At 40.2% G+C, this 21,614-nt stretch carries 19 protein-coding genes; 5 read left to right on the forward strand and 14 right to left on the reverse strand.

The features are described 5' to 3' along the window. Nucleotides 1-192 precede the first annotated feature (192 nt). Together CLV48_RS09305 and CLV48_RS09310 are read left to right on the forward strand one after the other, a co-directional pair. Entirely contained in the window at nt 193-2,187 is a 1,995-nt protein-coding gene (locus tag CLV48_RS09305) for a urocanate hydratase (RefSeq protein WP_106567005.1), read from the forward strand. 31 nt (nt 2,188-2,218) lie between these two features. Continuing rightward, nucleotides 2,219-2,485 (forward strand): hypothetical protein, encoded by a 267-nt coding sequence (locus CLV48_RS09310; RefSeq protein WP_106567006.1) that lies wholly within the window; start codon nt 2,219-2,221, stop codon nt 2,483-2,485. A 445-nt stretch (nt 2,486-2,930) separates the two neighbouring features. On the opposite strand, the gene CLV48_RS09320 is transcribed toward CLV48_RS09310, so the two are convergent. From CLV48_RS09320 to CLV48_RS09370, 10 genes are all read right to left on the reverse strand, one after another. Continuing rightward, nucleotides 2,931-3,662, reverse strand: coding sequence for a CPBP family intramembrane glutamic endopeptidase (locus tag CLV48_RS09320; protein WP_106567007.1), 732 nt, complete (start codon nt 3,660-3,662; stop codon nt 2,931-2,933). A 146-nt stretch (nt 3,663-3,808) separates the two neighbouring features. Continuing rightward, the gene (locus CLV48_RS09325) at nt 3,809-4,147 is read right to left on the reverse strand and encodes a CPBP family glutamic-type intramembrane protease (protein ID WP_170069006.1); all 339 of its coding nucleotides are present in this window, start codon (nt 4,145-4,147) and stop codon (nt 3,809-3,811) included. Nucleotides 4,148-5,053: 906 nt separating this feature from the next. Next, nucleotides 5,054-5,419: a hypothetical protein gene (locus CLV48_RS09330; protein ID WP_010610035.1), complete on the reverse strand. Its 366-nt coding sequence runs from the start codon at nt 5,417-5,419 to the stop codon at nt 5,054-5,056. Nucleotides 5,420-5,562: 143 nt separating this feature from the next. Further along, entirely contained in the window at nt 5,563-5,748 is a 186-nt protein-coding gene (locus CLV48_RS09335; protein ID WP_010610034.1) for a hypothetical protein, read from the reverse strand. 11 nt (nt 5,749-5,759) lie between these two features. Beyond that, nucleotides 5,760-5,939 carry a bacteriocin class II family protein gene (locus tag CLV48_RS09340; protein WP_106567009.1) on the reverse strand — a complete coding sequence of 60 codons (180 nt, stop codon included), beginning with the start codon at nt 5,937-5,939 and terminating at the stop codon, nt 5,760-5,762. A 155-nt stretch (nt 5,940-6,094) separates the two neighbouring features. Then, a complete protein-coding gene (locus CLV48_RS09345; RefSeq protein ID WP_106567010.1) occupies nt 6,095-6,751 on the reverse strand; it encodes a CPBP family glutamic-type intramembrane protease in 657 nt (218 codons plus the stop codon). Between the two features lie 217 nt (nt 6,752-6,968). Continuing rightward, entirely contained in the window at nt 6,969-7,844 is an 876-nt protein-coding gene (locus tag CLV48_RS09350) for a virulence RhuM family protein (protein ID WP_170069007.1), read from the reverse strand. A gap of 362 nt (nt 7,845-8,206) precedes the next feature. Next, complete coding sequence (locus tag CLV48_RS09360) at nt 8,207-8,524, reverse strand: HTH domain-containing protein (protein WP_106567012.1); 318 nt, start codon at nt 8,522-8,524, stop codon at nt 8,207-8,209. Nucleotides 8,525-8,694: 170 nt separating this feature from the next. After that, nucleotides 8,695-10,845: a peptidase domain-containing ABC transporter gene (locus tag CLV48_RS09365; protein ID WP_106567013.1), complete on the reverse strand. Its 2,151-nt coding sequence runs from the start codon at nt 10,843-10,845 to the stop codon at nt 8,695-8,697. An 11-nt stretch (nt 10,846-10,856) separates the two neighbouring features. Continuing rightward, nucleotides 10,857-12,032, reverse strand: a complete 1,176-nt coding sequence (locus tag CLV48_RS09370; RefSeq protein WP_106567014.1) for an HlyD family secretion protein — start codon at nt 12,030-12,032, stop codon at nt 10,857-10,859. Between the two features lie 176 nt (nt 12,033-12,208). On the opposite strand from CLV48_RS09370, the gene CLV48_RS09375 reads away from it, so the two are divergent. The 3 genes from CLV48_RS09375 to CLV48_RS09390 all read left to right on the forward strand — a co-directional run bounded on the left by CLV48_RS09375 (nt 12,209) and on the right by CLV48_RS09390 (nt 18,313). Next, the gene (locus CLV48_RS09375; protein ID WP_211299923.1) at nt 12,209-13,354 is read left to right on the forward strand and encodes an alpha-amylase family protein; all 1,146 of its coding nucleotides are present in this window, start codon (nt 12,209-12,211) and stop codon (nt 13,352-13,354) included. Nucleotides 13,355-14,199: 845 nt separating this feature from the next. Next, nucleotides 14,200-15,252 carry an alkane 1-monooxygenase gene (locus tag CLV48_RS09380; RefSeq protein ID WP_106567016.1) on the forward strand — a complete coding sequence of 351 codons (1,053 nt, stop codon included), beginning with the start codon at nt 14,200-14,202 and terminating at the stop codon, nt 15,250-15,252. Nucleotides 15,253-17,482: 2,230 nt separating this feature from the next. After that, entirely contained in the window at nt 17,483-18,313 is an 831-nt protein-coding gene (locus CLV48_RS09390) for a tetratricopeptide repeat protein (RefSeq protein WP_106567166.1), read from the forward strand. Nucleotides 18,314-18,386: 73 nt separating this feature from the next. Here the strand turns inward: CLV48_RS09390 and CLV48_RS09395 are convergent, their stop codons facing one another. The 4 genes from CLV48_RS09395 to CLV48_RS09410 form a co-directional block, all read right to left on the reverse strand. Then, nucleotides 18,387-19,619, reverse strand: a complete 1,233-nt coding sequence (locus tag CLV48_RS09395) for an NADH:flavin oxidoreductase/NADH oxidase family protein (RefSeq protein WP_106567018.1) — start codon at nt 19,617-19,619, stop codon at nt 18,387-18,389. 172 nt (nt 19,620-19,791) lie between these two features. Beyond that, on the reverse strand, nt 19,792-20,229 hold the full coding sequence (locus CLV48_RS09400; RefSeq protein ID WP_106567019.1) for a MarR family winged helix-turn-helix transcriptional regulator: 438 nt from the start codon (nt 20,227-20,229) through the stop codon (nt 19,792-19,794). 35 nt (nt 20,230-20,264) lie between these two features. Continuing rightward, nucleotides 20,265-20,747 carry a glutathione peroxidase gene (locus CLV48_RS09405; RefSeq protein ID WP_106567020.1) on the reverse strand — a complete coding sequence of 161 codons (483 nt, stop codon included), beginning with the start codon at nt 20,745-20,747 and terminating at the stop codon, nt 20,265-20,267. Between the two features lie 2 nt (nt 20,748-20,749). Then, nucleotides 20,750-21,163 carry an organic hydroperoxide resistance protein gene (locus tag CLV48_RS09410; protein WP_106567021.1) on the reverse strand — a complete coding sequence of 138 codons (414 nt, stop codon included), beginning with the start codon at nt 21,161-21,163 and terminating at the stop codon, nt 20,750-20,752. Nucleotides 21,164-21,614 lie beyond the last annotated feature (451 nt).

Raw genomic sequence — 21,614 nt, forward strand, 5'->3', positions numbered from 1 at the left:
ATAGTTATCCATCAAATCAAGGTTAGCTATAGCCAGCAGTTAGCCTTGTCACTTCGACGGCAGGAGATGTCTAAAAGTCCAAATCGGAAAAGATTTCTCTCTACGTTCGAAATGACAAGGTGAAGCCCAATTCAGTAGCATTCATTAATTCTTAATTCAGCATTTTAGAATCCAAAACAAAAAAAATCAAACATGACCTTCCAAGACCAAATAACCCAAGGCATCCCCTCCACCCTACCTTCAAAAAAACAGCCTAACCCTGATTTTTCACATGCGCCCAAGCGCAAAGATATTTTGAATGTGGAGGAAAAAAAGTTGGCAGTTAGGAATGCGCTACGGTATTTTCCGAAGGCTTGGCATGTGGAATTGGCGAAGGAGTTTTTTGAAGAATTACAGGAATACGGCAGAATCTACATGTACCGGTTTATGCCTGATTATCCCATGTATGCCAGACCGATTTCCGAATACCCCTCCAAAAGCCAACAGGCAGCTGCTATTATGTTGATGATCCAAAACAACCTGGACCCAGCAGTGGCACAACATCCGCAGGAACTGATTACCTACGGTGGAAACGGAGCTGTGTTCCAAAACTGGGCCCAGTACCTGCTTACCATGCAATACTTATCCGAAATGACGGACGAACAAACCCTCCACATGTATTCCGGTCATCCCATGGGTCTTTTCCCTTCCTCCAAGGATGCGCCCCGAGTTGTGGTCACCAATGGCATGATGATCCCCAACTACTCCAAACCGGATGATTGGGAGAAATACAATGCACTCGGTGTCACCCAATATGGGCAGATGACCGCAGGTTCGTATATGTACATTGGACCTCAGGGGATCGTACATGGCACGACCATCACCGTAATGAATGCTTTTAGAAAAAAATTGGGAGCAGCCATCAACCCTAAAGGAAAGGTTTTCCTGACCGCAGGTTTGGGAGGCATGTCAGGCGCTCAACCAAAAGCCGGAAATATCGCAGGCTGCATCACCGTCTGTGCCGAAGTCAACCCAAAGGCCGCTTACAAAAGACACGAGCAAGGCTGGGTTGATGAATTGGTGGAAGATTTGGATGAGTTGACCGTTCGGGTCAGAAAAGCTCAGGAAAAACAGGAGGTAATCTCCATCGCCTATCTGGGCAATATAGTGGATGTATGGGAGAAGTTTGATGAGGAAAATATCACAGTTGAACTAGGTTCTGATCAGACTTCCCTGCACAATCCCTGGGCAGGCGGGTATTATCCTGTAGATTTGAGTTTCGAGGAAGCCAATACCATGATGGCCAATGACCCAGATATTTTTAAATCAAAAGTTCAAGATTCACTCCGACGACACGCTGCAGCTGTAAATAAACATGTGGCCAAAGGTACCTACTTTTTTGATTATGGTAATGCTTTCCTCTTGGAAGCCTCCCGTGCTGGGGCTGAAGTGATGGCTGAAAATGGTATTGATTTCCGATATCCATCCTACGTACAGGATATTTTAGGCCCTATGTGTTTTGACTATGGCTTCGGACCTTTCAGATGGGTCTGTACTTCTGGTAAACCAGAAGACTTAGAGAAAACAGACCGCATCGCTATGGAAGTCATGAAGGAAATCAAAGCATCTGCTCCAAAAGAAATCCAACAACAGATGCAGGACAATATCAAATGGATAGAGGAAGCTGGTAAAAATAGGCTGGTGGTGGGTTCGCAGGCCCGAATCCTCTACGCCGATGCGGAAGGTAGGATCAAAATCGCAGAAACCTTCAACAAGGCTGTTGCGTCAGGAGAGCTCTCCGCACCGGTTGTTTTGGGCAGGGACCATCACGATGTCAGCGGAACCGACTCCCCTTTCCGGGAAACCAGCAATATCTACGATGGAAGCAAGTTTACTGCTGATATGGCCATTCACAATGTGATCGGAGACAGTTTCCGTGGGGCCACTTGGGTTTCCATCCACAATGGAGGTGGCGTAGGCTGGGGAGAAGTAATTAATGGGGGATTTGGCATGCTGCTCGATGGTACCGAAGAAGCCAATAGAAGATTACAATCCATGTTGTTCTATGATGTCAATAACGGTATTTCCCGCAGGGCCTGGGCCAGAAATGAGGAGGCTTTGTTTGCGATCAAAAGGGAAATGGAAAGAACTCCCGGATTGAAGGTGACCTTACCTGAGATGGTGGATGAGGATTTGTTGAGGTTTTGAAAATCAGTTAAATTGTGTAAAAACTAGGTTCATGTTGACAAAATCACAGGTAAAGAGGATACTTGAAAAACTTCCTGAAGAGTTTTCATTAGATGAACTCCTGGAAAAATTAATACTTATTCAGAAAGTTGAAAGAGGTCTGAAAGATTCTAATGAAAATAAGATTATTTCGGAGGAGGATTTGAAAGAAATCATAGTTAACCCCTTAGTTGAAAGCATAACTGGAGTAATTCCAAGTAAAACTGATGCTGAAGTAAAAAGTGAGTATGAAGCATACCTCCGCAAAAAATATGATTGATAGATAAGTTTATTTTTTGGACACCAACAAGGTCCTTGATCAGCTCAAAAAGAGAAAGTTTAATGACTATGAAGATGCCATACAATACCACACTGCCCTACAAAATCACATTGGAATTATTATTACAAGGAACAAAAGAGATTTCCAAAAAGCTGAAATACCTATTTTGACAGCTAAAGAATATATAAAAAGTCTGGATGCAACTTGACTACAAAACCCATCAGACTTTTTCATTCTATTAAAAAGCAAGTAATTCCTACGAATCAATTAAATCAGCACTATTTCCTAAATCCTTTTTTTCGATCAGTGGCTCACCTTTAACCCTCTTTTAAAATTTCCCCAATCCTTGAATATCGCTATTGAAATAATTAAGGAAACAATAAGTATTAAAAACAAAATGGTTTTCTTTTTCATCATACAACAAGTTTGTTCACCAAGTTTTTTATTACGGAATATATTCTTTAAACTTTAAAAACCCATGATTTTCAGAACCCTTCGGAATTAAATAGATCATCAAAATAATCACCAAGCGTAGTAAAATCCCCAAAACACTTCCTTCCGGACCTTGATCACCTCCATTAAAAAACATATCGGGAACAATCTCAAGCTTAAGTAGCCCCTCCTGTTCCATTCCGGAAACGGGGAATCCCAATACAGGTCCTTGGATGAAGTTCCAGAAAAAATGGATGGCTATGGGTACCCATACCGTCTGGAATTTCAAAAAAGCATAGCCATACATGATCCCTCCAAGAAAGTAGCTGATTACTTCTAATGTATTTTTAGGAAAATGGGCAATGGAGAACAACAATGCAGTCAGTACTAAAGCAGCTGTTTGTTTATTAGTAAAATACAATAGACTGGAAAAAATAAAAACCCTGAAAACAAATTCCTCAAATATTACCGCTGACAATTTAGATGAAACAGTTTTCAGCAAAGCGCTGAGATCAAAAGCCCTTTCAATTGAAATCAGATTCGATTTGACATTCAACAAGGTCAATCCTGTAAAAAGAACAAAAACAAGGATCAAAAAGGCCGCAATGACCTTCAGGTGATTTTTGTCGATAAGCAAGCCAACAGACCCCATAAGGTTGTTCCTATTGGCAACAAGCACCGAAATCCCATGGATACTAAAAACTAAGCCCACCAAAATACTGAGGCCAAAAATCAATTCGATCATATTTCTTAAGGTCTCAAATTTTAGAAATAGTATTCACTTTGCCAGACCTTTAAAATACAAAAAGACTAAAAAACCATATCCATCCATACCTTAAAAAATGGCACTAAATTCCATAAGGCATGGAAAAAAATAGCTGCCAAGATCCCTCAACTTCGGAAATACAGATAGGCGTAAATTAATCCAGCAAAAACATGGGGAAAGGACCTTAAAAAAAACATAGAGAGGGTTTCCATGTTTGACCAATCTATGATTTGATAGTAATGACCAAAACCAAACAGAATGCTGGAAAGATAGATCAAGATAAGTTTGAATTTTGGACCCTTATTGTTTTTCACTAACCAAACAAGTGCAAAATACCCCAACATGACAAAGGTAAAACCATCTCCCCAATACACAAACAACATAATTAAAACAGACAGGATCAGATTAACCGGTTTCAGTTTTAAATGATTTCTGAAAATCAATTCCTCTAAAACAGGAGCCATTATCACAAAATTTAAAAATGTCAGAAAAATACTATCGCTGGCCTTGCTTTCCATAGCCTGAAAAATCTCAAAGCCATAAAGGAATGCCACTGTCAAAAAATATAAAATAAATACCCCAAATTTCAAAAAATAAAGCCTGGCAAAAAAGGCTGGCCCTAATTCCTTATCTTCTTCTTTAAATGCTCCTGATTGTGCGAAAAATAAAAGACTTTTTATAATTTTTAAAATTTGAATAATATCAAGACAGTTGAATTTACTTCATTAATTCTCAGCCTTTTTCATTCTATTTAAAAGCAAGTAATTCCTACGAATCAATTAAATCAGCACTAATTACTGAGTCCTTTTTTTCGATCAATGGCTCACCTTTAACCCTCTTTTAAAATTTCCCCAATCCTTGAATATCGCTATTGAAATAATCAACGAAACAACTAGGATGAAAAACAAAATGGCTTTCTTTTTCATCATCCATCCGGCCAAATCCATCTTGTATGCGATGGATTTTTATTTAGATCGGTATTCTTCCCATTTGGATGGCATAAGTTGATAAAGACCTTTTTGTAGCTTGCCATGGAGGAGTACAGATTCGCAGAAATTTTGGTTGCCAAATGGGACCCTGTAAAAAGACATGATTATCTTTTTAAATTCAACGCTGGCACTACTTCCCTAGATATCCATAGCCTGCAAATCAGATCGAAGCACTGAAACATTGGTAATCATTTTCATAAGGCAATTTTATTAAGTAATACCCTATCTAGTAAGACAGAGGGTATCGGATGGACACGTTTATTGAAGAAATTTGAAGGCCCAAAATTTATCGTAAGCTTTCTGCAAAGGACTCTGGCTTTCATTCGAAATCCCAAACAGCGAAATTTTGTTTAATTTTTGAATATCAGAAACTCCTTATACTCACACACGATTTTTAGACCATATCTTTGAAACTATCGCAACAATTCCAATCAAAAAGAATGTACCTAATATCAAAAAAAGAACATCATTTAAAAAAGGGGTTTCATTTTTTATGTAATTATAAGTGATAAATAACAGCCCTAAAAAAAAATAAATCAAAACATCTTTAAATGGTCCAAATACAGTTTTTTTTAAGAAAAAAAGCATCAAAAAATAAAAAATTGGAACCCAAAAAAAGTAATAAAACAATTGATATATTCCGACAGTATATGTATCATCCTGGATAAAAGTCACATAAAAATATGAAGACAAGTACCCCACAAAAATCAAAAATAATACAATTAAAAACGAATATTTTCTTTTCATGATCTTTTCTGTTTGTATTATCCCTTTAATTTTCGAATAATTATTAAAAATTAGAAATATTATTAAAATAAATTTTAGTAGTAAGGAATAAAACTAAAAAGGATCAAATAAAAGTTTTTCAATTTGATCCTTTTTAGTTTAAGTTAAGGCCATAGCATATAATTTGTACCATACCTTTCTTCCATAGCTTTCCAAGGTTCGGAACCCAATCCTTGTTTAGAGAAAGAGCCTAAATAAGATCCCACCGTATTTACCAACCAAATGGAAAATTCACTTCCTCCATTTATTTGAACCAGCTCTTTATTTGAAAGTATTCTTAAATTTTTCATAATAAATATAGTTATAGTGGTCTTTCGGCAGTTGAATTATATCCTTCTTTAAAAGCCTCCAAATGTTCTTTTGGGTTAAATACAATTTCTGTTATTACATGAGTAACAACAGCGCAGACAAGCCAGAAAACAAGGCCTCCTCCATTCATTTCTTTCAATTCCTCAAAACTCAATTCTTCAAACTTTTCCATAATTTAAACAATTTTCATTTTTTCCCCAACCTTTACCGGGCGTTGGGTTTTCCCAATCTCAGCCTGCCGGATTCTTAGCTAGCATACTTCCCGTCAACTGATCATAGTCCTAAATTACCCTCGCTCCGTGCATAAAAACAGCACGCTGAAAAAAATTACAGATATTTTTCGGGCTCATAGAAATAGATGGCAGGAATAATCAATACCGCATTGTAAACCGCATGAAAAATAATCGCCCATTTCATACCATGATTCAACCGGATGTAGCTTAAAACCAAACCTATGACAAACTGTGCGGCCACCAACAAAGGCACCCAGTAAAAATACTTCCCATAATCAAAATCAGTGAAATTGGCCATATGGACCAAGGCAAACATTGCCGATGAAAAGTACACCACAAACTTAAGATTAGGCGTCTGTCCTTGATTGACTTTCACATAAAGGTAAATCAAGTAAATCCAAAATAGGGCCAATGGGTACCATACACTGTTTATCAACAAAAGCGATAAACCCAAACTCCAGAGAATAGAAGATTTTTTCAGATCCAAATGTAACCTGTACACCGGCTCTTCCAGAATTGGAGCAAAAAATATGGCAAGCACCGCAACCAACCATTTATTCTTTTCCAAAATCTCCATCAATTTATGATCAAACTGATCCATTCCCGCCCATTCTAAAATAAAAGCATAGGGTATCACCACAATCAGTGTGATCACTAATAGGTAAAGCAAATCCCCCACCTTAAGGTTGCTGTAAGATTCAGCACGATAAGGTGCTTTTAAGAAGGTTAAAAGATTTTCAAGTGTCCTCATGTTTTAAAATTTAAGTATTAGCAAAATAGTTAAAATTCGAAATAATTAAAACATATCCCAAAGGCTCTGTATTTATGCTACTTTCTGACTATAAAGGTGTTCATGAAATTCTATAAACAGTCTGGTTAGGTTCGACACGTCTCCCAAAATTTCTTCATCTTCCAACCCTTCTACAGGCTTAGGACATCGCCTTTGTGGTAGGTGAATTTATCGAAACTCATATAAATTCTAAAATAGAGTCCATAATATTCTGTACCGATGTTTTCTCCAATTTAGAAAACGCGAACCACCTTTTACCTAAGTCCTTTAACGAAGCTCCCAAGTGGTACACATCTTTTTCATCAATGATCAAAAAACGGTCATGGCTTTGGTTAAATCCCTTTGCCGTAAAATTGCCATATTGCTGGTTGGCTTTTCGTAAATCCAGTTCCAATTGTTTACTAATTGTTTTCGTAAGTAAAAGGGCTTTTACCTTACTGCCTTTTTTGGCTACATGAGTCAGGGTGGTTTCGTCTATATAATTATCTATAAGCACAATGCTTTCCTTTGCTGATCGGATAATTCGGGATGCTAATTCGTAGGCATCAAAAATTTGTCCGTCAAAGAAGACCCCTTGGGCGGGGATAAGGTGGGTATTTATTTGAAGTTCAATTTGATCAACCTTGCTTTTCAAGTTTTCAAAATTATCCTCTAATCGATTCATCCGGTTATTGATGGCATAACCTTTTAGGAGATAATCATTTAAAACACGGGTCGCCCAAATTCGGAACTGGGTACCCTGCTTGGAATTGACACGATAGCCAACAGATAAAATAGCGTCAAGATTATAAAACTTCACCTTTTTTGTCTGCGTTTTCCCCTTTATAGCGCCATGTTGAGTGGTTTGTGCAAAAAATGCACTGACCACTTTTTCATCCAATTCCTCTTCTTTAAAAATATTTTTTAGGTGTTTGGTGATAACGCTTCTATCCCTTCCAAACAGTTGAGCAATCTGATCTTGGGTTAGCCAAAGTGTTTCCTTATCTTCATCAATTCTTACTTCTATATGCTCGGCAACTTCATTGGGATGGTATAAAATAATTTCGTTTTTCATTTTTATAGAAGGCCCTTTATGCCTAAAAGATAAAACAAATCAATGGCCTTCAGATTAGTATATGATTTCGCACGGTAAGGTGCTTTTAAGAAGGATAAAAGTTTTTCAAGTGTCTTCATGTTTTAAAATTTAAGTATTAGCAAAATAGTTAATATGATTGCCCGCTTTCATGCCAGTAGAATAATCACAATAGAATAAACCTAAAAATTCAAACCAATATCAATAAATAACTAGTCCGCCGAGGCGGATCCAATATCTATTAATATCAGGTTGATTTAAGACCCAATTTAAATTGGTTACTGGTCTAATTGCGGATATACATAATAGTTAAAATTCGATACATTGTAAAAACCCATCTAACATCAGCATTTTGAAAAAAACAAAACAGGAATAGCCGTCAAAAGCCTAGCCCCTCCCATTGCCTTCCTCATTTCAGCAGGTTCAAAATTTTCAAATCTCCAATCAATGTATACCTGCTTTTCACAAGCAAATACAAAGCTGTTTAATCGTCTGGAAAATTGAATTTCTACCCCCATATCCTTAAGGTACTCCAAATACACATACAATTGTCTTCTGCTCACCCCTAGCCTTTCTGCAAGATCTTCAGGACTTCCTGTCCTTTGTTCCCTTATAAGTTTGTTCATTAACTGTAGCCTTTCAATTTGTCTGATAAATTCCATAGTAGTATTAGTTATAAGTTAATGGTTAATTAAGTTTACTAGTGATTGTTTATTAGTTCATTAGTAATTGGTTGATTGAGTTAGCTGTTGTATGTATCATTCTTTGTACTGAAATACATGGTACATCGTACTTGGTACATTGTACTTTATAATTGGTACTTGGTACAATTTCAAAGCACCACCAACTGCTTCCTGATCATCTCAAAATATTTTCCTTCCTGCATCAATAACTCCGCATGGGTACCTTCCTCGATCAGCTTACCTTTATCCAAAACATAGAGTCTGTCAAAATCCTGTACAGCCGCTAACCTGTGTGTAATAAAAATGATCGTTTTTCCTTCGCTCGCCAATATCCTGATGGTCTGCTGCACAAAATGCTCCGAGTCAGGATCCAAAGAAGCCGTGGCCTCATCCAAAATCAGGATTTCCGGATCACGGTAAAGTGCCCTAGCTATGGCTATCCGCTGTTTTTGGCCACCGGAGAGAGAGGCCCCATTTTCTCCCAAGTAGGTCCCAAAACCATTGGGAAGGCTTTCAATAAAACCCATCATGCCCAATTTGTTGCAGATACTTACAATCTTCTGCATATCCGGTTGGTAATCCCCCAAAGCAATATTCTCCAATACATTCCCCGCAAAAAGATCTATGCGCTGGGGAACTACCGATACGATTTGCCTCAAACTGGCATTGTTGATAAACTTGATATCATGCTCTCCAATGTAAATGTTCCCAGACTGCAAGGGATATAAGTTTTGAAGCAAAGAGACCAAGGTGCTTTTTCCCGAACCGCTTTCTCCCACTACGCCAGATATCTTCCCTTTTGGGAAAACCAAACTCAGGTTATCAAAGACATTTGCCCTGGAACCATATCGAAAGCTTACATTTTTGAATTGTACATCACCCACAGCCTCCTTCTTCAGAGGAAATGTTTCGTCCGCACTTTCCACTTCCAAATCCATAATCTCAAATAACCTGTCTGCAGCAATCAAGGCATTCTGAATGGTTTTGTTCATCCCTATCAAGCTGGAAACCGGCCCCGTGAGGTAACCTGTTAAAGCATAAAATGACATCAGTTCTCCTGGTGTGATTTCATTTTTTAATACGTAGCCCGCACCTACCCACAAAAGGATGATAGTGAACAACCTGGAGACTGTTTCGGAGGAAGTTCCTGAAAATATATTATTCATGCCAGACTGATAAACTGTCCTCAACAAGGACACGAACCTGATTTCGGTTTTGATATTGGCGTGATCCTCTGCACCAAAGCGCTTGATGGTACCTGCTGCGGTAATGGATTCCACCAATTGGGATTCCAATTCGGCAGATTCTTCCATCAACTTCCTTTCAATCTTTTTATTCAGGCGATTGGTGATCCAATAGATCAATGCATATAAAGGGACTACCAATAGCATTACCAGAGCCAGTTTCCAATAAAAAGTAAACATCAAAGCAAATGAGAAAAGCACTATGAAAATATTCACCAAGAACCCTATGGACACATCATTGATAAATGCCCTGATTTTTACGGCATCATTGATCCTTGAAATAATTTCACCCACCCTCATGGTATCAAAGAAGCGCTGGGGTAAAGTAAGTAGGTGCTTGTAATAGCCCAAAATCAAACGTGCATCGATCCGCTGGCCAACCTTAATAATAAACAAGGTTTTAAAAACCCCAATGATAATCTGTAAAATCAGCAAAACGATCATGGCCACCGAAAGCAGGTTAAGGAGGTTCACATTCCTGCCTATAAATACATGGTCGATGATTTTTTGCACATAAATAGAAGTGGATAAACCCAAAATGGTGTAGATAACTGCACCAATCAAAGACTGAAACATGACGCCTCGGTGAGGGCGGACCAAGTACCAAAACCTACTCCAGGTACTCACTTTTTGGTTAATGGCCTTAAACTCATCATTCGGCATCAACAGCACCAATACACCCGTCCACATTTCTTTGAATGCATCAGGACTGACTTTATGGATTTGCCCATCTCCCGGATCCATGTATGCTACCACTTTGTCTGTGACTTTATACAGTACCACAAAGTGGTGCAGTACCTTCTTCACAATGACATGGGCGATTACCGGCATGGGCACCTCTTTTAATGCGTCAAACTCCCCCCTGACCCCTTTTGCAGAAAAACCCATTTTTGTAGCCGCTTCGATAAGCCCCAGAATATTCGTTCCTTTTTGATCTGTAGAGGCCATTTGCCTGATTTTGGCCACAGGCATTTCTAATTTGTAATGTGCAGCCACCGAGGCCAGGCATGCTGCCCCACAATCGGTAATGTCCCTTTGTTTGATTTTAATACCCATGATGATAAAAATTAAGATGGTTGTTGAACCTGAGGATTGAGCCAGTTGTCCACTTTATCATAAAGCAACTGGAATAGGGACCTTCTTGCGACTACAAAGCGTGCATTGAAAGTCATCCCCTTTTTTATATGCCCTTCCTGTCCGCTGGACAAAGTCAAAAAAGGAGTATCTAAAGCGCAAGTGACCAAAAAACCTGCCTCCCTTTCGTTTATCAAAGTGAGGTCATCCGCAATGTCTATGACTTTACCCATGGCCACTCCCCATTGATTGTAGTTATAGGCATCCACTTGAAAAACCACTTCCTGCCCAATTTCCAAAAAAGCAATATCCACTGGCGAAATGTAGGTGACAGCTATCACGGTAGTATCCGGTGAGAGTTCAGCCAACTTCTGCTGTGGATGGATAAAATCCCCCACATTTAAGTTGAGAACATTGATCAAAGTACCATTGGTCCCGGCGATGATTTTATATTGGTCCATCTGTTCGGAGTAAACATCCATCTGATTTTTCAGGCGTATTTTCTCGTTTTGGTGGTTGATCAGCTCCTGTTCCCATTGGTTGACCTGCTGCTTTTTGAGCAATTCCATCTGAGTGATTGCTTGCTTGTACTGGACCTCGGTGTTATCATAGTCAGCAAACGCAATGGATTTGCTGTCTAAAAGCAATTGAGCCCGATCAAAATCCCGTTCCAACTTTTCCAGCAAAGCGGCCTGATTGTGGATTTTGGTCTGAAACTCTAAAAGTGATGACTGATAATATTTGGATTTGAGGGGTAATAAAGAAATCAATTGACCTTCTAAATTCAAATTGAGTAAGCTCCCTAAATCGGAAATAAAATCATCCAAAAGCGTCAATCTTTCGGCTACTCCATTTATCTCCAATTGAACCACTTCAGCCCTTACAATGGCTAAAACATCCCCTTTTTTGACCTTTTGGTTTTCAGCAAGGCTCCATTTTTCTAAGCGCCCTCCAACAGAACTCATCAGGGAGTTGCGCTGAAGCGCTGATTGAAAAGTGCCCCTAGACTGAACTGCAACATCCACGTAGATCAATGGCAAAGCAGCGACAGCAGCAATTAGCATCCCCAACAAAATCAGATATATCACCTTGGACCTGACACTTATCCGGGAATCATATACCTCGACAGTTTGCTGGGTAATGGCAGAAGGAAATATCTTAACACTCATCTTATAAAAAATTATAGATCAAACTTAAACTTTAGCTAAATATAAAAATGGGCAAAATAATTCCTGAGTTTTCCTCTTAACTTATCCGTTTAATTAATCGGATAAATAACAAATGATTTTGCACAGGCTTTTGAAAAAACAGTCTTATCTTAATGTTCACCTCTGCCATAAAGACTATGAGAATCTATCTGTTGATACTAGCTGCCTTCCTTTTTAATTCCTGTTCCAAAAAAGCTGAAAATGAACCTGAAAAAACCTTTATCAAAGGTGTATATGGCCATCCAGCCGCCTTACTGGATAAGGGTTACCGGTTTGATTCTCTTGGGGTCAATGCGGTTTTTGTCAGAAGCATTTCACTCAACCCCAGTTTTTATACTACTGCCAAAGAACAGGGCGTAGCGGTGTACGTGGAATTCCCCACACTCAATGGCAAGGGCTATGTCGAAGCACATCCCGATGCCTGGCCCATTGATGAAAAAGGCCAACCTTCTCCTCCGGCAGACTGGTTTATGGGGGTATGCCCCACCCATCCCGGTTTCAGGGAATTCCGTTCCCTACAGCTTCGGGAGATTTTGAAAGAGTATGCCGTTGACGGTATTTTCCTGGATTATGTGCATTGGCACGCACAGTTTGAAACCAAGGACCCGATCTTACCCGAAACCTGTTTCTGCGATCGCTGTACTGCTATTTTTGGAGAGGAAATCAACAAGGAAATTCCAGGTGAAAATATTACTGAAAAAGCAGATTGGATCCTTAGCCATGAAGACAATGCCTGGAGAAAATGGCGGGTGGATATTTTAAATGGTTGGGTGGAAGATATGGGCAAGATTGTCAAAGCAGAACAGCCTCAGGCCAAGTTGGGTGTTTTTTATTGTTCTTGGTACCCCGCTGATTATGATTCGGCTTTGTACAAAACCTTAGGCATTGACCCTATGGCTTTTGCGCAAAGGGCGGATGTGCTATCTCCTATGCTTTTTCACAGCATGAAGAAAAGGCCATCATCCTGGGTGGGGGAATATGTGAGTTGGTTGGGGGATTTTGTTGTCGGTGGTTCAAGTCTTCAGACTTGGACCCTTTCCTTGAAAGAAACATCAGACCTGCCCGTCCAAACAGACTTGAACCAATTCCCTTCCGCCCTTATCTGGCCCATAGTACAGGCCCATAACAGTCCCGGAACGGTCAGCCCGGAGGAATTCCATCAGGTGTTAATGGAGGGTTCCAAAAGCCCCGCTTTAGGAATCATGATGTTTTCTGCGGAGTCCATTGCCCAGGAACCAGCTAAAATCGAGGTGCTTAAGAAATTTTACCGTAATAAAAATTGAAAGGATTAAATCCGGATTATTCATAAAAAAGTTCGTTTTTAGCCTATCCAGGTGAATATAGGGAGAGTACAAAACACAAAAAAATCAAACATTTAGCGAATGAAGCTTACCGGATTTACGGGATGGTGAGTGAGTTAAAGGCAGTGAAACGATTGATTATGTCCGCTGCGACAGATAGACTCGTTATAACTTGTGCGACTTTAGACAAGAATTATAATGGATATTTCCATCTAACTTACCCGTAATTGAGTTCAAACCATAAATTATGATTTAACCTGACTGAGTAGATTTTTAACATTTTCTTCTTGTCACTTTTTTTCTTGATAAAAAAAGTAACCAAAAAAATCAAGAATTTCGAATCCTTCTCCCCGCAAGGCCAACGCCGGCCCGGACGAAATTCATTCCTCCCCTCCCTACTTAGACGATTCTGTTGTCAATGTATTACGATTTTTATCTTTAACTTTTTTTGCTCACCTTAAGTTAGCCACTTAACCTTACTTTTATAAAGTCTAGGATTAGTTTTAAACCTAGGGAAATACAGACTGATCCTAAATTTAAAATAAGCCAAAAATTAACCACAAAAGGACACAATAGTCACAAAAGAATGGTAGTCTGCCGTTTAAAGGTATATTGACTTTTGTTTCCTTTTGTTTCTTTTGCGGTTTAAAAAAATCATTTTTCAGATACCCTCACATAAATCCTTAAATGATCGTTATTGGTTTTGGAGACAACAAAAAATATCTGAATTTTTGGCCCAACTTATCCGTTTAATTAATCGGCTAAATGGTTTTTTGTATATTGTGTTGAAGTTTTCAATACGTTGATCATTTGATGAATAACCCAAAATGAAAGACCTCAAATACCTACTTGCCTACACCATACCGCTCTCTGCAGTACTGGCCCTGCTATGGCAGGGATGGTGGTCCTGGGCCACGGTGATTTTGGCTTTCGGGATATTCCCTTTACTCGATGCTATCTTTCCAGCATCCACGGCCAACTACTCCGAAAGTGAAGAAAAAAGCAGGTTATCTAACCGCTTTTTCGATATGCTCCTGTACATATGTGCACCTACCTGCTTTGTATTGGTTTATTTCTATTTTAAAACCATACAAACCGGTGGTTTGGCCACTTACGAATGGTTGGGACTGACTTTCAGTATAGGTGTAGTCTTAGGCGCACTGGGTATCAACGTGGCCCACGAATTGGGACATCGGGCCAATAAATGGGAGCAGTTTTTGGCAAAGGCCGGTTTACTGACCGTGCTTTACCAACACTTTTTCATCGAACACAACAGGGGTCACCACAAACATGTCTCTACAGATAAGGACCCAGCCACCGCCAGAAAAAATGAATGGGTTTATGCCTTTTTCTTCCGTTCTATTATTGGACAATACATCAGCGCCTGGCAATTGGAAAATGATCGCCTGCGCAAAAAAGGGCTTTCTCTTTTTTCCTGGGAAAATGAAATGATCCGCTTCTCTGTGTACCAGACCATGTACTTATCGGCAGTGGTGATACTTTTTGGTTGGACTATGCTTCCTTATGCCTTGGCCATTGCCTTGATCGGGGTGCTGCTATTGGAAACCATCAATTACATCGAGCACTATGGTTTAAGAAGGAAAATGCTGCCCAGCGGAAGGCCTGAACGGGTGCTCCCCAAGCATTCCTGGAATTCTGACCATGAAATGGGCAGGATTGTGCTTTTTGAACTGACCAGACACTCAGATCACCACTATTTGGCCTCCAGAAAATACCAAATTCTCCGGCACATGGAGGAAAGTCCGCAATTGCCTACCGGATATCCCGGCAGCATGCTGATGGCCTTGGCACCTCCGCTTTGGTTTTTTGTGATGAATAAAAGGCTGGAAGATCAGGCCCGTCAATTGGAGCTCGCTTAATTTTCAAATTAATTTAAACCACATAGAAACATAGAACACATAGCAAGAACCCAACATCAAATACGGTCATCAAAACCAGGCCGGTACAAAACCTAAAACCACATCAGCGATAGACAAACTATGTTAGCTATGTTACTATGTGGTCCAAAAATTTACCCAAAATTCCACCGAAACGCCATTAATTTTGCCACATTGAAACATAGAACACATAGCAAGGACCCAGCATAAAATACGGTCATCAAAACCAGGCCGGTCCAAAACCTAAAACCACATCAGCGATAGACAAACTATGTTAGCTATGTTACTATGTGGTCCAAAAATTTACCCAAAATTCCACCGGAACGCCATTAATTTTGCCACATAGAAACATAGAACACATAGCAAGAACCCAGCATCAAATACGGTCATCAAAACCAGGCCGGTCCAAAACCAAAAACGATATCAGAGATGGAAAAACTATGTTAGCTATATTACTATATGGTCCAAAAATTTACCCAAAATTCCACCGGAAAGCCATTAATTTTGCCACATAGAAACATAGAACACATAGCAAGAACCCAGCATCAAATACGGTCAATAAAACCAGGCCGGCCCAAAACCAAAAACGATATCCGAGATGGAAAAACTATGTTAGCTATGTTACTATGTGGTCCAAAAATTTACCCAAAATTCCACCGGAAAGCCATTAATTTTGCCACATTGAAACATAGAACACATTGCAAGAACCCAGCATCAAATCCGGTCATCAAAACCAGGCCGGCCCAAAACCAAAAACGATATCCGAGATGGAAAAACTATGTTAGCTATGTTACTATGTGGTCCTAAAATTTACCCAAATTCCACCGAAACGCCATTAATTTTGCCACATAGAAACATAGAACACTTAGCAAGAACCCAGCATCAAATACGGTCATCAAAACCAGGCCGGTCCATAATTTAAGTCGAGGTAAGCGAAGGTGAAAACTATGTTAGCTATGTTACTATATGGTCCAAAAATTTACCCAAAATTCCACCGGAACGCCATTAATTTTGCCACATAGAAACATAGAACTCATTGCAAGAACCCAGCATCAAATACGGTCAATAAAACCAGGCCGGTACAAAACCTAAAACCACATCAGCGATAGACAAACTATGTTAGCTATGTTACTATGTGGTCCAAAAATTTACCCAAAATTCCACCGGAAAGCCATTAATTTTGCCACATTGAAACATAGAACACATTGCAAGAACCCAGCATCAAATCCGGTCATCAAAACCAGGCCGGCCCAAAACCAAAAACGATATCCGAGATGGAAAAACTATGTTAGCTATGTTACTATGTGGTCCTAAAATTTACCCAAATTCCACCGAAACGCCATTAATTTTGCCACATAGAAACATAGAACACATAGCAAGAACCCAACATCAAATACGGTCATCAAAACCAGACCGATACAAAACCAAAAACGATATCCGAGATGGAAAAACTATGTTAGCTATGTTACTATGTGGTCCTAAAATTTACCCAAAATTCCACTGGAAAGCCATTAATTTTGCCACATAGAAACATAGAACACATAACAAGAACCCAACATCAAATACGGTCATCAAAACCAGGCCGATCCAAAACCTAAAACCACATCAGCGATAGACAAGCTATGTTACTATATGGTCCAAAAATTTACCCAAAATTCCACCGGAAAGCCATTAATTTTGCCACATAGAAACATAGAACTCAATGCAAGAACCCAGCATAAAATACGGTCATCAAAACCAGGCCGGTACAAAACCTAAAACCACATCAGCGATAGACAAACTATGTTAGCTATGTTACTATGTGGTCCAAAAATTTACCCAAAATTCCACCGAAACGCCATTAATTTTGCCACATTGAAACATAGAACACATAGCAAGGACCCAGCATAAAATACGGTCATCAAAACCAGGCCGGCCCAAAACCAAAAACGATATCCGAGATGGAAAAACTATGTTAGCTATGTTACTATGTGGTTAAAAAACTAACTCCAACATCTACTGAAAACAATTTCAATTTTCCACATAGAATCATAGGACAAATAGCACAAGCGAATGCTCTTGACTAAACTCAACTGCTTTAAAGCGCGTCAAACCATGTTTTCTTTGTCGCTAGGTGGTAAAAAATATAAATACCTATATAAAGATCCATAACTAAACTAAGCTTATGCTAATGCTTTCAAAAATTTTAGAATTCGGTTTAAATTTACCAGAAATGACAAAGAGATTATTCAGTTTTTTCATATTAACCTTCCTAATCCAGTTCAGCTATAGTCAGGAAAAAAGTTTCGGTTATGGCACCAGCAATGTGGGAGCTTTGAGGTATTATGAAAAAGGCTGGGAATACATTCTGGACAATGGGGAATGGCAAAAAGCGGAAGATGCATTCAGATCGGCGGTAGCCAAAGATCCGGAATTCCTTTTGGGCTGGAGCCAAGTGGGCAGGATCAGTCATGATCCGGAAGAAAGGGCTGCCATTTTCACCAAGCTCCAACAACAAAAAGAAAAATTGAAGGGCTGGGAAAAAGCTTTGTTGGAGGTGTATCTCACCAGTTTGGAAATTATCGATGCCAAGGACAGAGGCATTCCGATTACACCCGAAAAAGTCCAAAGTTTTTACGGGATCTCAGAGCAGCATTTTTCGGAATTCCTCAAGCATTATCCTCATGAACGGTACGTACATGCAGAATACATTGAAGTGATCCATGGAATTTACGGCGCTCAAGGAGGCTTGGACAGTTTGGAAAAACACCAAAAAGAAGGACTGGAATTGATACCTTTTCTTATGAGTTACCAAGCCCAATTATTGTCAGAAACCAAGGAATTTGAACAAGCCCTCAAAACTACCCTTCAACTGGAAAAACGCCTCGACAATCCCGATTTACCCATCATTCCTTTTATTTATGGGTATATTGCATTTGAAAAGTCTGAATATGAGGTAGCTGCCATGCTCATCGACAAAACCCTAAGCCTAGACCCCAAGCATGTGATCGCCCAACGCCTCCAAAAAAAGATTCATGATCAATTAGGAATCCGGGACAATTAATATCAATCCATATCTCAATATCTATAAATATCCGAGTTAGCACATTTTGTATGATTTTTTTTGACAAGTGACTCTAACTAGCCCTCTCCTTCCAAACCCCTTTCCTTTTAAACACAAACCTGAACACATACTTCAAAAATACCCAAAAAGCAGATAAATTGGGCTTAGGGCCCTTACCTTCCCCGATCCGCTCCAATTGTTCCCTGTACCAAACTGTCTCCATCACACTCATCCGGTCAATAGGAGCAAAACCGGTCTTGACTTTTTCTATCTTATGCAGGGGGTCTTTACCCTCCAATAGTTGATGTGCCGAATCCGGCTCAATGGCCAATAAGCGGGCCAGACCCACCATATCCACATCCCTAGATTCAATAGCCGCTTTCATCCCCTGATAGCTTTTAAAACCTCCGGTCAGGACCAAAGGAACATCGACTGCTTTGCGTACCTTGACCGCAAAATCCATGAAGTAGGCCTCTCTTTCCAAGGTGCTCTTATTGGCCTTACTGCCCACCATGGCCGGGGCTTCATAGGTTCCTCCCGAAATTTCAATCAGGTCAATCCCCAATTCCGTCAACAACTGTATGGTCTCTAGGGATTCTTCTTCTGTAAAGCCACCCCTTTGGAAGTCAGCAGAGTTCAGTTTGATTCCCACTGGAAAATCCTTTCCTACAGCTTTCCTAATGGCTTTGTAAACCTCGGCGACAAATTTCCTACGTTTTTCGGGATTCCCACCCCAATCATCTGATCTTTGGTTGTGCTTGGGAGATAAAAACTGACTGACCAAATAGCCATGTGCCCCATGAATCTGTACACCTGAAAAGCCCGCTTTTTTAACAATTCCAGCTGCCCTTCCAAACCGTTGTACAATATCCCAAATTTCGGCTTCTTCCAGTTCCCTTGGTGTATCAAAGAAAGCCTGCATGTCCTTGCGAAAGGGAATGGCAGATGGTGACACATTTTCTTTGTTCAGCCCTTTGGGTGCCTGCTTTCCGGGATGATTCAATTGCACCCAACAATGAGCACCATTGATCTTGGCGGCTGCTGCCCAAGTTCGCAAGGCTTCAAGGTTGCGCTCATCCTCAATGACCACGTTACCAGGTTCCCCAAGGGCCCTGCCATCGACCATGACATTGCCGGTGACTGATAAACCTATCCCTCCTTCCGCCCAGATCCGGTAAAGTCTGGAGAGGGCAGGTTTGGGGGAACCTCCTTTCTCCCCCAAGCCCTCACTCATGGCTGATTTGAAAATTCTGTTTTTGATGACCGCGCCGCAGGGAAGTGTGAGGGATTGACCCAGAGGATTCATAGATTTTGTGTGGTTTGGAGGTAAAGATATTTGATTAAAACTTTAAAATAAACTTTGTCTGGAAGGAGCTAGCGTACCATTTTACATGGCTCCAATATCTAACAATATCCAATATCCATAAATATCAGACCCAGTTAGAAAATGAATATTGCAAAGAACTGTTTCTTGTATTTCATTTATTCCCCATACATCCTATCCACTCTTGAATTTTATCCCTCATACCAACCAATTCACCCAAATCAACAGCCATATCTCCCATATTTTCCAGCAGTTTTAATGGGACTGTTGCCGCCACAGCTTGTAATGCTTTCCCTTCCAGGGTCAGGTGGATCATCACTTTTCTTTCATCATCCTTCGCCTTTTCTCTTTTGATCAGGCCCATGGTTTCCATTCTTTTCAACAATGGCGTAAGCGTATTGGTATTCAGGATGAGCTTTTCGGAAATATCCTGAACAGCCAATCCATCTTTTTCCCAAAGCACCAGCAGGACAAGATACTGGGGATAGGTAATCCCCAATTTTTCCAGATAAGGTTGATACGCCCGGGTGATCAACCTGGAGATGGCATAAAAGGGAAAACAAATCTGGTTTTCAAGCTTGAGCTGATCCATGGTTTTGAAAGATGGGATGTATAAAAAGCATTCCCTTAGCCTAATTTTTTACTTAAATAAGCATCAATGGCTTCAGGCTTGGTAATCGGGGAGAAACGCTTGATTGGCCTTCCTTTGTCATCGATCAAAAACTTGGTAAAGTTCCATTTGATCCTTGAACCCAAAATACCTCCCAACTTACCTTTCAGGTATTTGAAAATGGGATGGGCAGTCCCTCCATTTACATCCACCTTGGCAAACATGGGAAAGGTCACGCCATAGTTGAGGACACAACCTTCCGAAATGGATTTTTCATCTCCGGGTTCCTGATTACCAAACTGATTGCAAGGAAAACCCAAAATCACCAGCCCTTTGTCTTTGTATTTTTCGTAAAGCTTTTCCAGGCCCTCATATTGGGGAGTCAATCCACATTGGCTGGCCGTATTGACCACAAGGATGGTTTTTCCTTTGAACTCCTCCATGGATATCTCTTTGCCCTGAAGGTTCTTGGCTTTGAAATCATAAAAGGTCGTTCCCATAATCAGATCAAGTTGATTTTAACATCCACATTTCCTTTAATGGCCCTTGAGTAAGGACAACTTTCATGGGCTAGATCAAGCAATTTCTTGGCTTCAGCTTCTTCCAAGCCGTTGATCTCCACATCTAAAGTCACATCCAGGTCCCAAGCTGTAGGCGTTCCCTGTATCAAGGCCACATGGGCAGTTACTTTGGAGGAAATGGCCAATCTTTGGCTCTTGGCGAGGTAATTCAGGGCATTGTCAAAGCAGGCTGCATATCCTGCAGCAAACAGTTGTTCGGGATTGGTGTAAGCACCGCCCACTCCTCCAAATACTTTGGGCAACCGTATTTCTAGATCCAGTACGCCATCTATGGATTTTACCTTTCCGTTTCTTCCGCCAACCGCATAGGCGGCTGTTTCAAATAATTTTTGCATAGGAGTTGAATTTATATCGCACGCGATATAAAAACAGGGTTTGGGGTGAGAATGTTTTGAGTGGGTACCTCAATTTCCAAAAATTATTCAATAAGCCATCCACCAGCAAAAGGACAGCTACTCAAATAAGCCTGTCCTTGTCATTTCGACGACGAGGAACGAGGAGGAGAAATCTAACCACTTTGACTTAGAGATTTCTCTCTGCGTTCGAAATGACAAGGTGAAGTCTTTGCCTTTAGTTACCCATCTGAGTGAGGACAACTTTTCTCAAAGAAATTTGAATATGAAGCCATCCACCAGCAAAAGGACAGCTACTTAAATAAGCCTGTCTTTGTCATTTCGACGACGAGGAACTAGGAGGAGAAATCTAACCACTTTGACTTAGAGATTTCTCTCTGCGTTCGAAATGACAAGGTGAAGTCTTTGCCTTTAGTTACCCATCTGAGTGAGG

It is taken from the genome of Cecembia rubra (genome assembly GCF_003014575.1).
GTDB lineage: Bacteria > Bacteroidota > Bacteroidia > Cytophagales > Cyclobacteriaceae > Cecembia_A > Cecembia_A rubra.

What these genes read in the sequence shown, in the direction of transcription:
- CLV48_RS09345 (WP_106567010.1), bottom strand. Translation starts at nt 6,751, where the DNA reads ATGAGGACACTTGAAAATCTTTTAACCTTCTTAAAAGCACCTTATCGT.
- CLV48_RS09380 (WP_106567016.1), top strand. Translation starts at nt 14,200, where the DNA reads ATGAAAGACCTCAAATACCTACTTGCCTACACCATACCGCTCTCTGCA.
- CLV48_RS09340 (WP_106567009.1), bottom strand. Translation starts at nt 5,939, where the DNA reads ATGGAAAAGTTTGAAGAATTGAGTTTTGAGGAATTGAAAGAAATGAAT.
- CLV48_RS09390 (WP_106567166.1), top strand. Translation starts at nt 17,483, where the DNA reads ATGACAAAGAGATTATTCAGTTTTTTCATATTAACCTTCCTAATCCAG.
- CLV48_RS09330 (WP_010610035.1), bottom strand. Translation starts at nt 5,419, where the DNA reads ATGAAAAGAAAATATTCGTTTTTAATTGTATTATTTTTGATTTTTGTG.
- CLV48_RS09410 (WP_106567021.1), bottom strand. Translation starts at nt 21,163, where the DNA reads ATGCAAAAATTATTTGAAACAGCCGCCTATGCGGTTGGCGGAAGAAAC.
- CLV48_RS09395 (WP_106567018.1), bottom strand. Translation starts at nt 19,619, where the DNA reads ATGAATCCTCTGGGTCAATCCCTCACACTTCCCTGCGGCGCGGTCATC.
- CLV48_RS09325 (WP_170069006.1), bottom strand. Translation starts at nt 4,147, where the DNA reads ATGGCTCCTGTTTTAGAGGAATTGATTTTCAGAAATCATTTAAAACTG.
- CLV48_RS09365 (WP_106567013.1), bottom strand. Translation starts at nt 10,845, where the DNA reads ATGGGTATTAAAATCAAACAAAGGGACATTACCGATTGTGGGGCAGCA.
- CLV48_RS09310 (WP_106567006.1), top strand. Translation starts at nt 2,219, where the DNA reads ATGTTGACAAAATCACAGGTAAAGAGGATACTTGAAAAACTTCCTGAA.
- CLV48_RS09305 (WP_106567005.1), top strand. Translation starts at nt 193, where the DNA reads ATGACCTTCCAAGACCAAATAACCCAAGGCATCCCCTCCACCCTACCT.
- CLV48_RS09360 (WP_106567012.1), bottom strand. Translation starts at nt 8,524, where the DNA reads ATGGAATTTATCAGACAAATTGAAAGGCTACAGTTAATGAACAAACTT.
- CLV48_RS09350 (WP_170069007.1), bottom strand. Translation starts at nt 7,844, where the DNA reads ATGAAAAACGAAATTATTTTATACCATCCCAATGAAGTTGCCGAGCAT.
- CLV48_RS09375 (WP_211299923.1), top strand. Translation starts at nt 12,209, where the DNA reads ATGAGAATCTATCTGTTGATACTAGCTGCCTTCCTTTTTAATTCCTGT.
- CLV48_RS09400 (WP_106567019.1), bottom strand. Translation starts at nt 20,229, where the DNA reads ATGGATCAGCTCAAGCTTGAAAACCAGATTTGTTTTCCCTTTTATGCC.
- CLV48_RS09335 (WP_010610034.1), bottom strand. Translation starts at nt 5,748, where the DNA reads ATGAAAAATTTAAGAATACTTTCAAATAAAGAGCTGGTTCAAATAAAT.
- CLV48_RS09320 (WP_106567007.1), bottom strand. Translation starts at nt 3,662, where the DNA reads ATGATCGAATTGATTTTTGGCCTCAGTATTTTGGTGGGCTTAGTTTTT.
- CLV48_RS09405 (WP_106567020.1), bottom strand. Translation starts at nt 20,747, where the DNA reads ATGGGAACGACCTTTTATGATTTCAAAGCCAAGAACCTTCAGGGCAAA.
- CLV48_RS09370 (WP_106567014.1), bottom strand. Translation starts at nt 12,032, where the DNA reads ATGAGTGTTAAGATATTTCCTTCTGCCATTACCCAGCAAACTGTCGAG.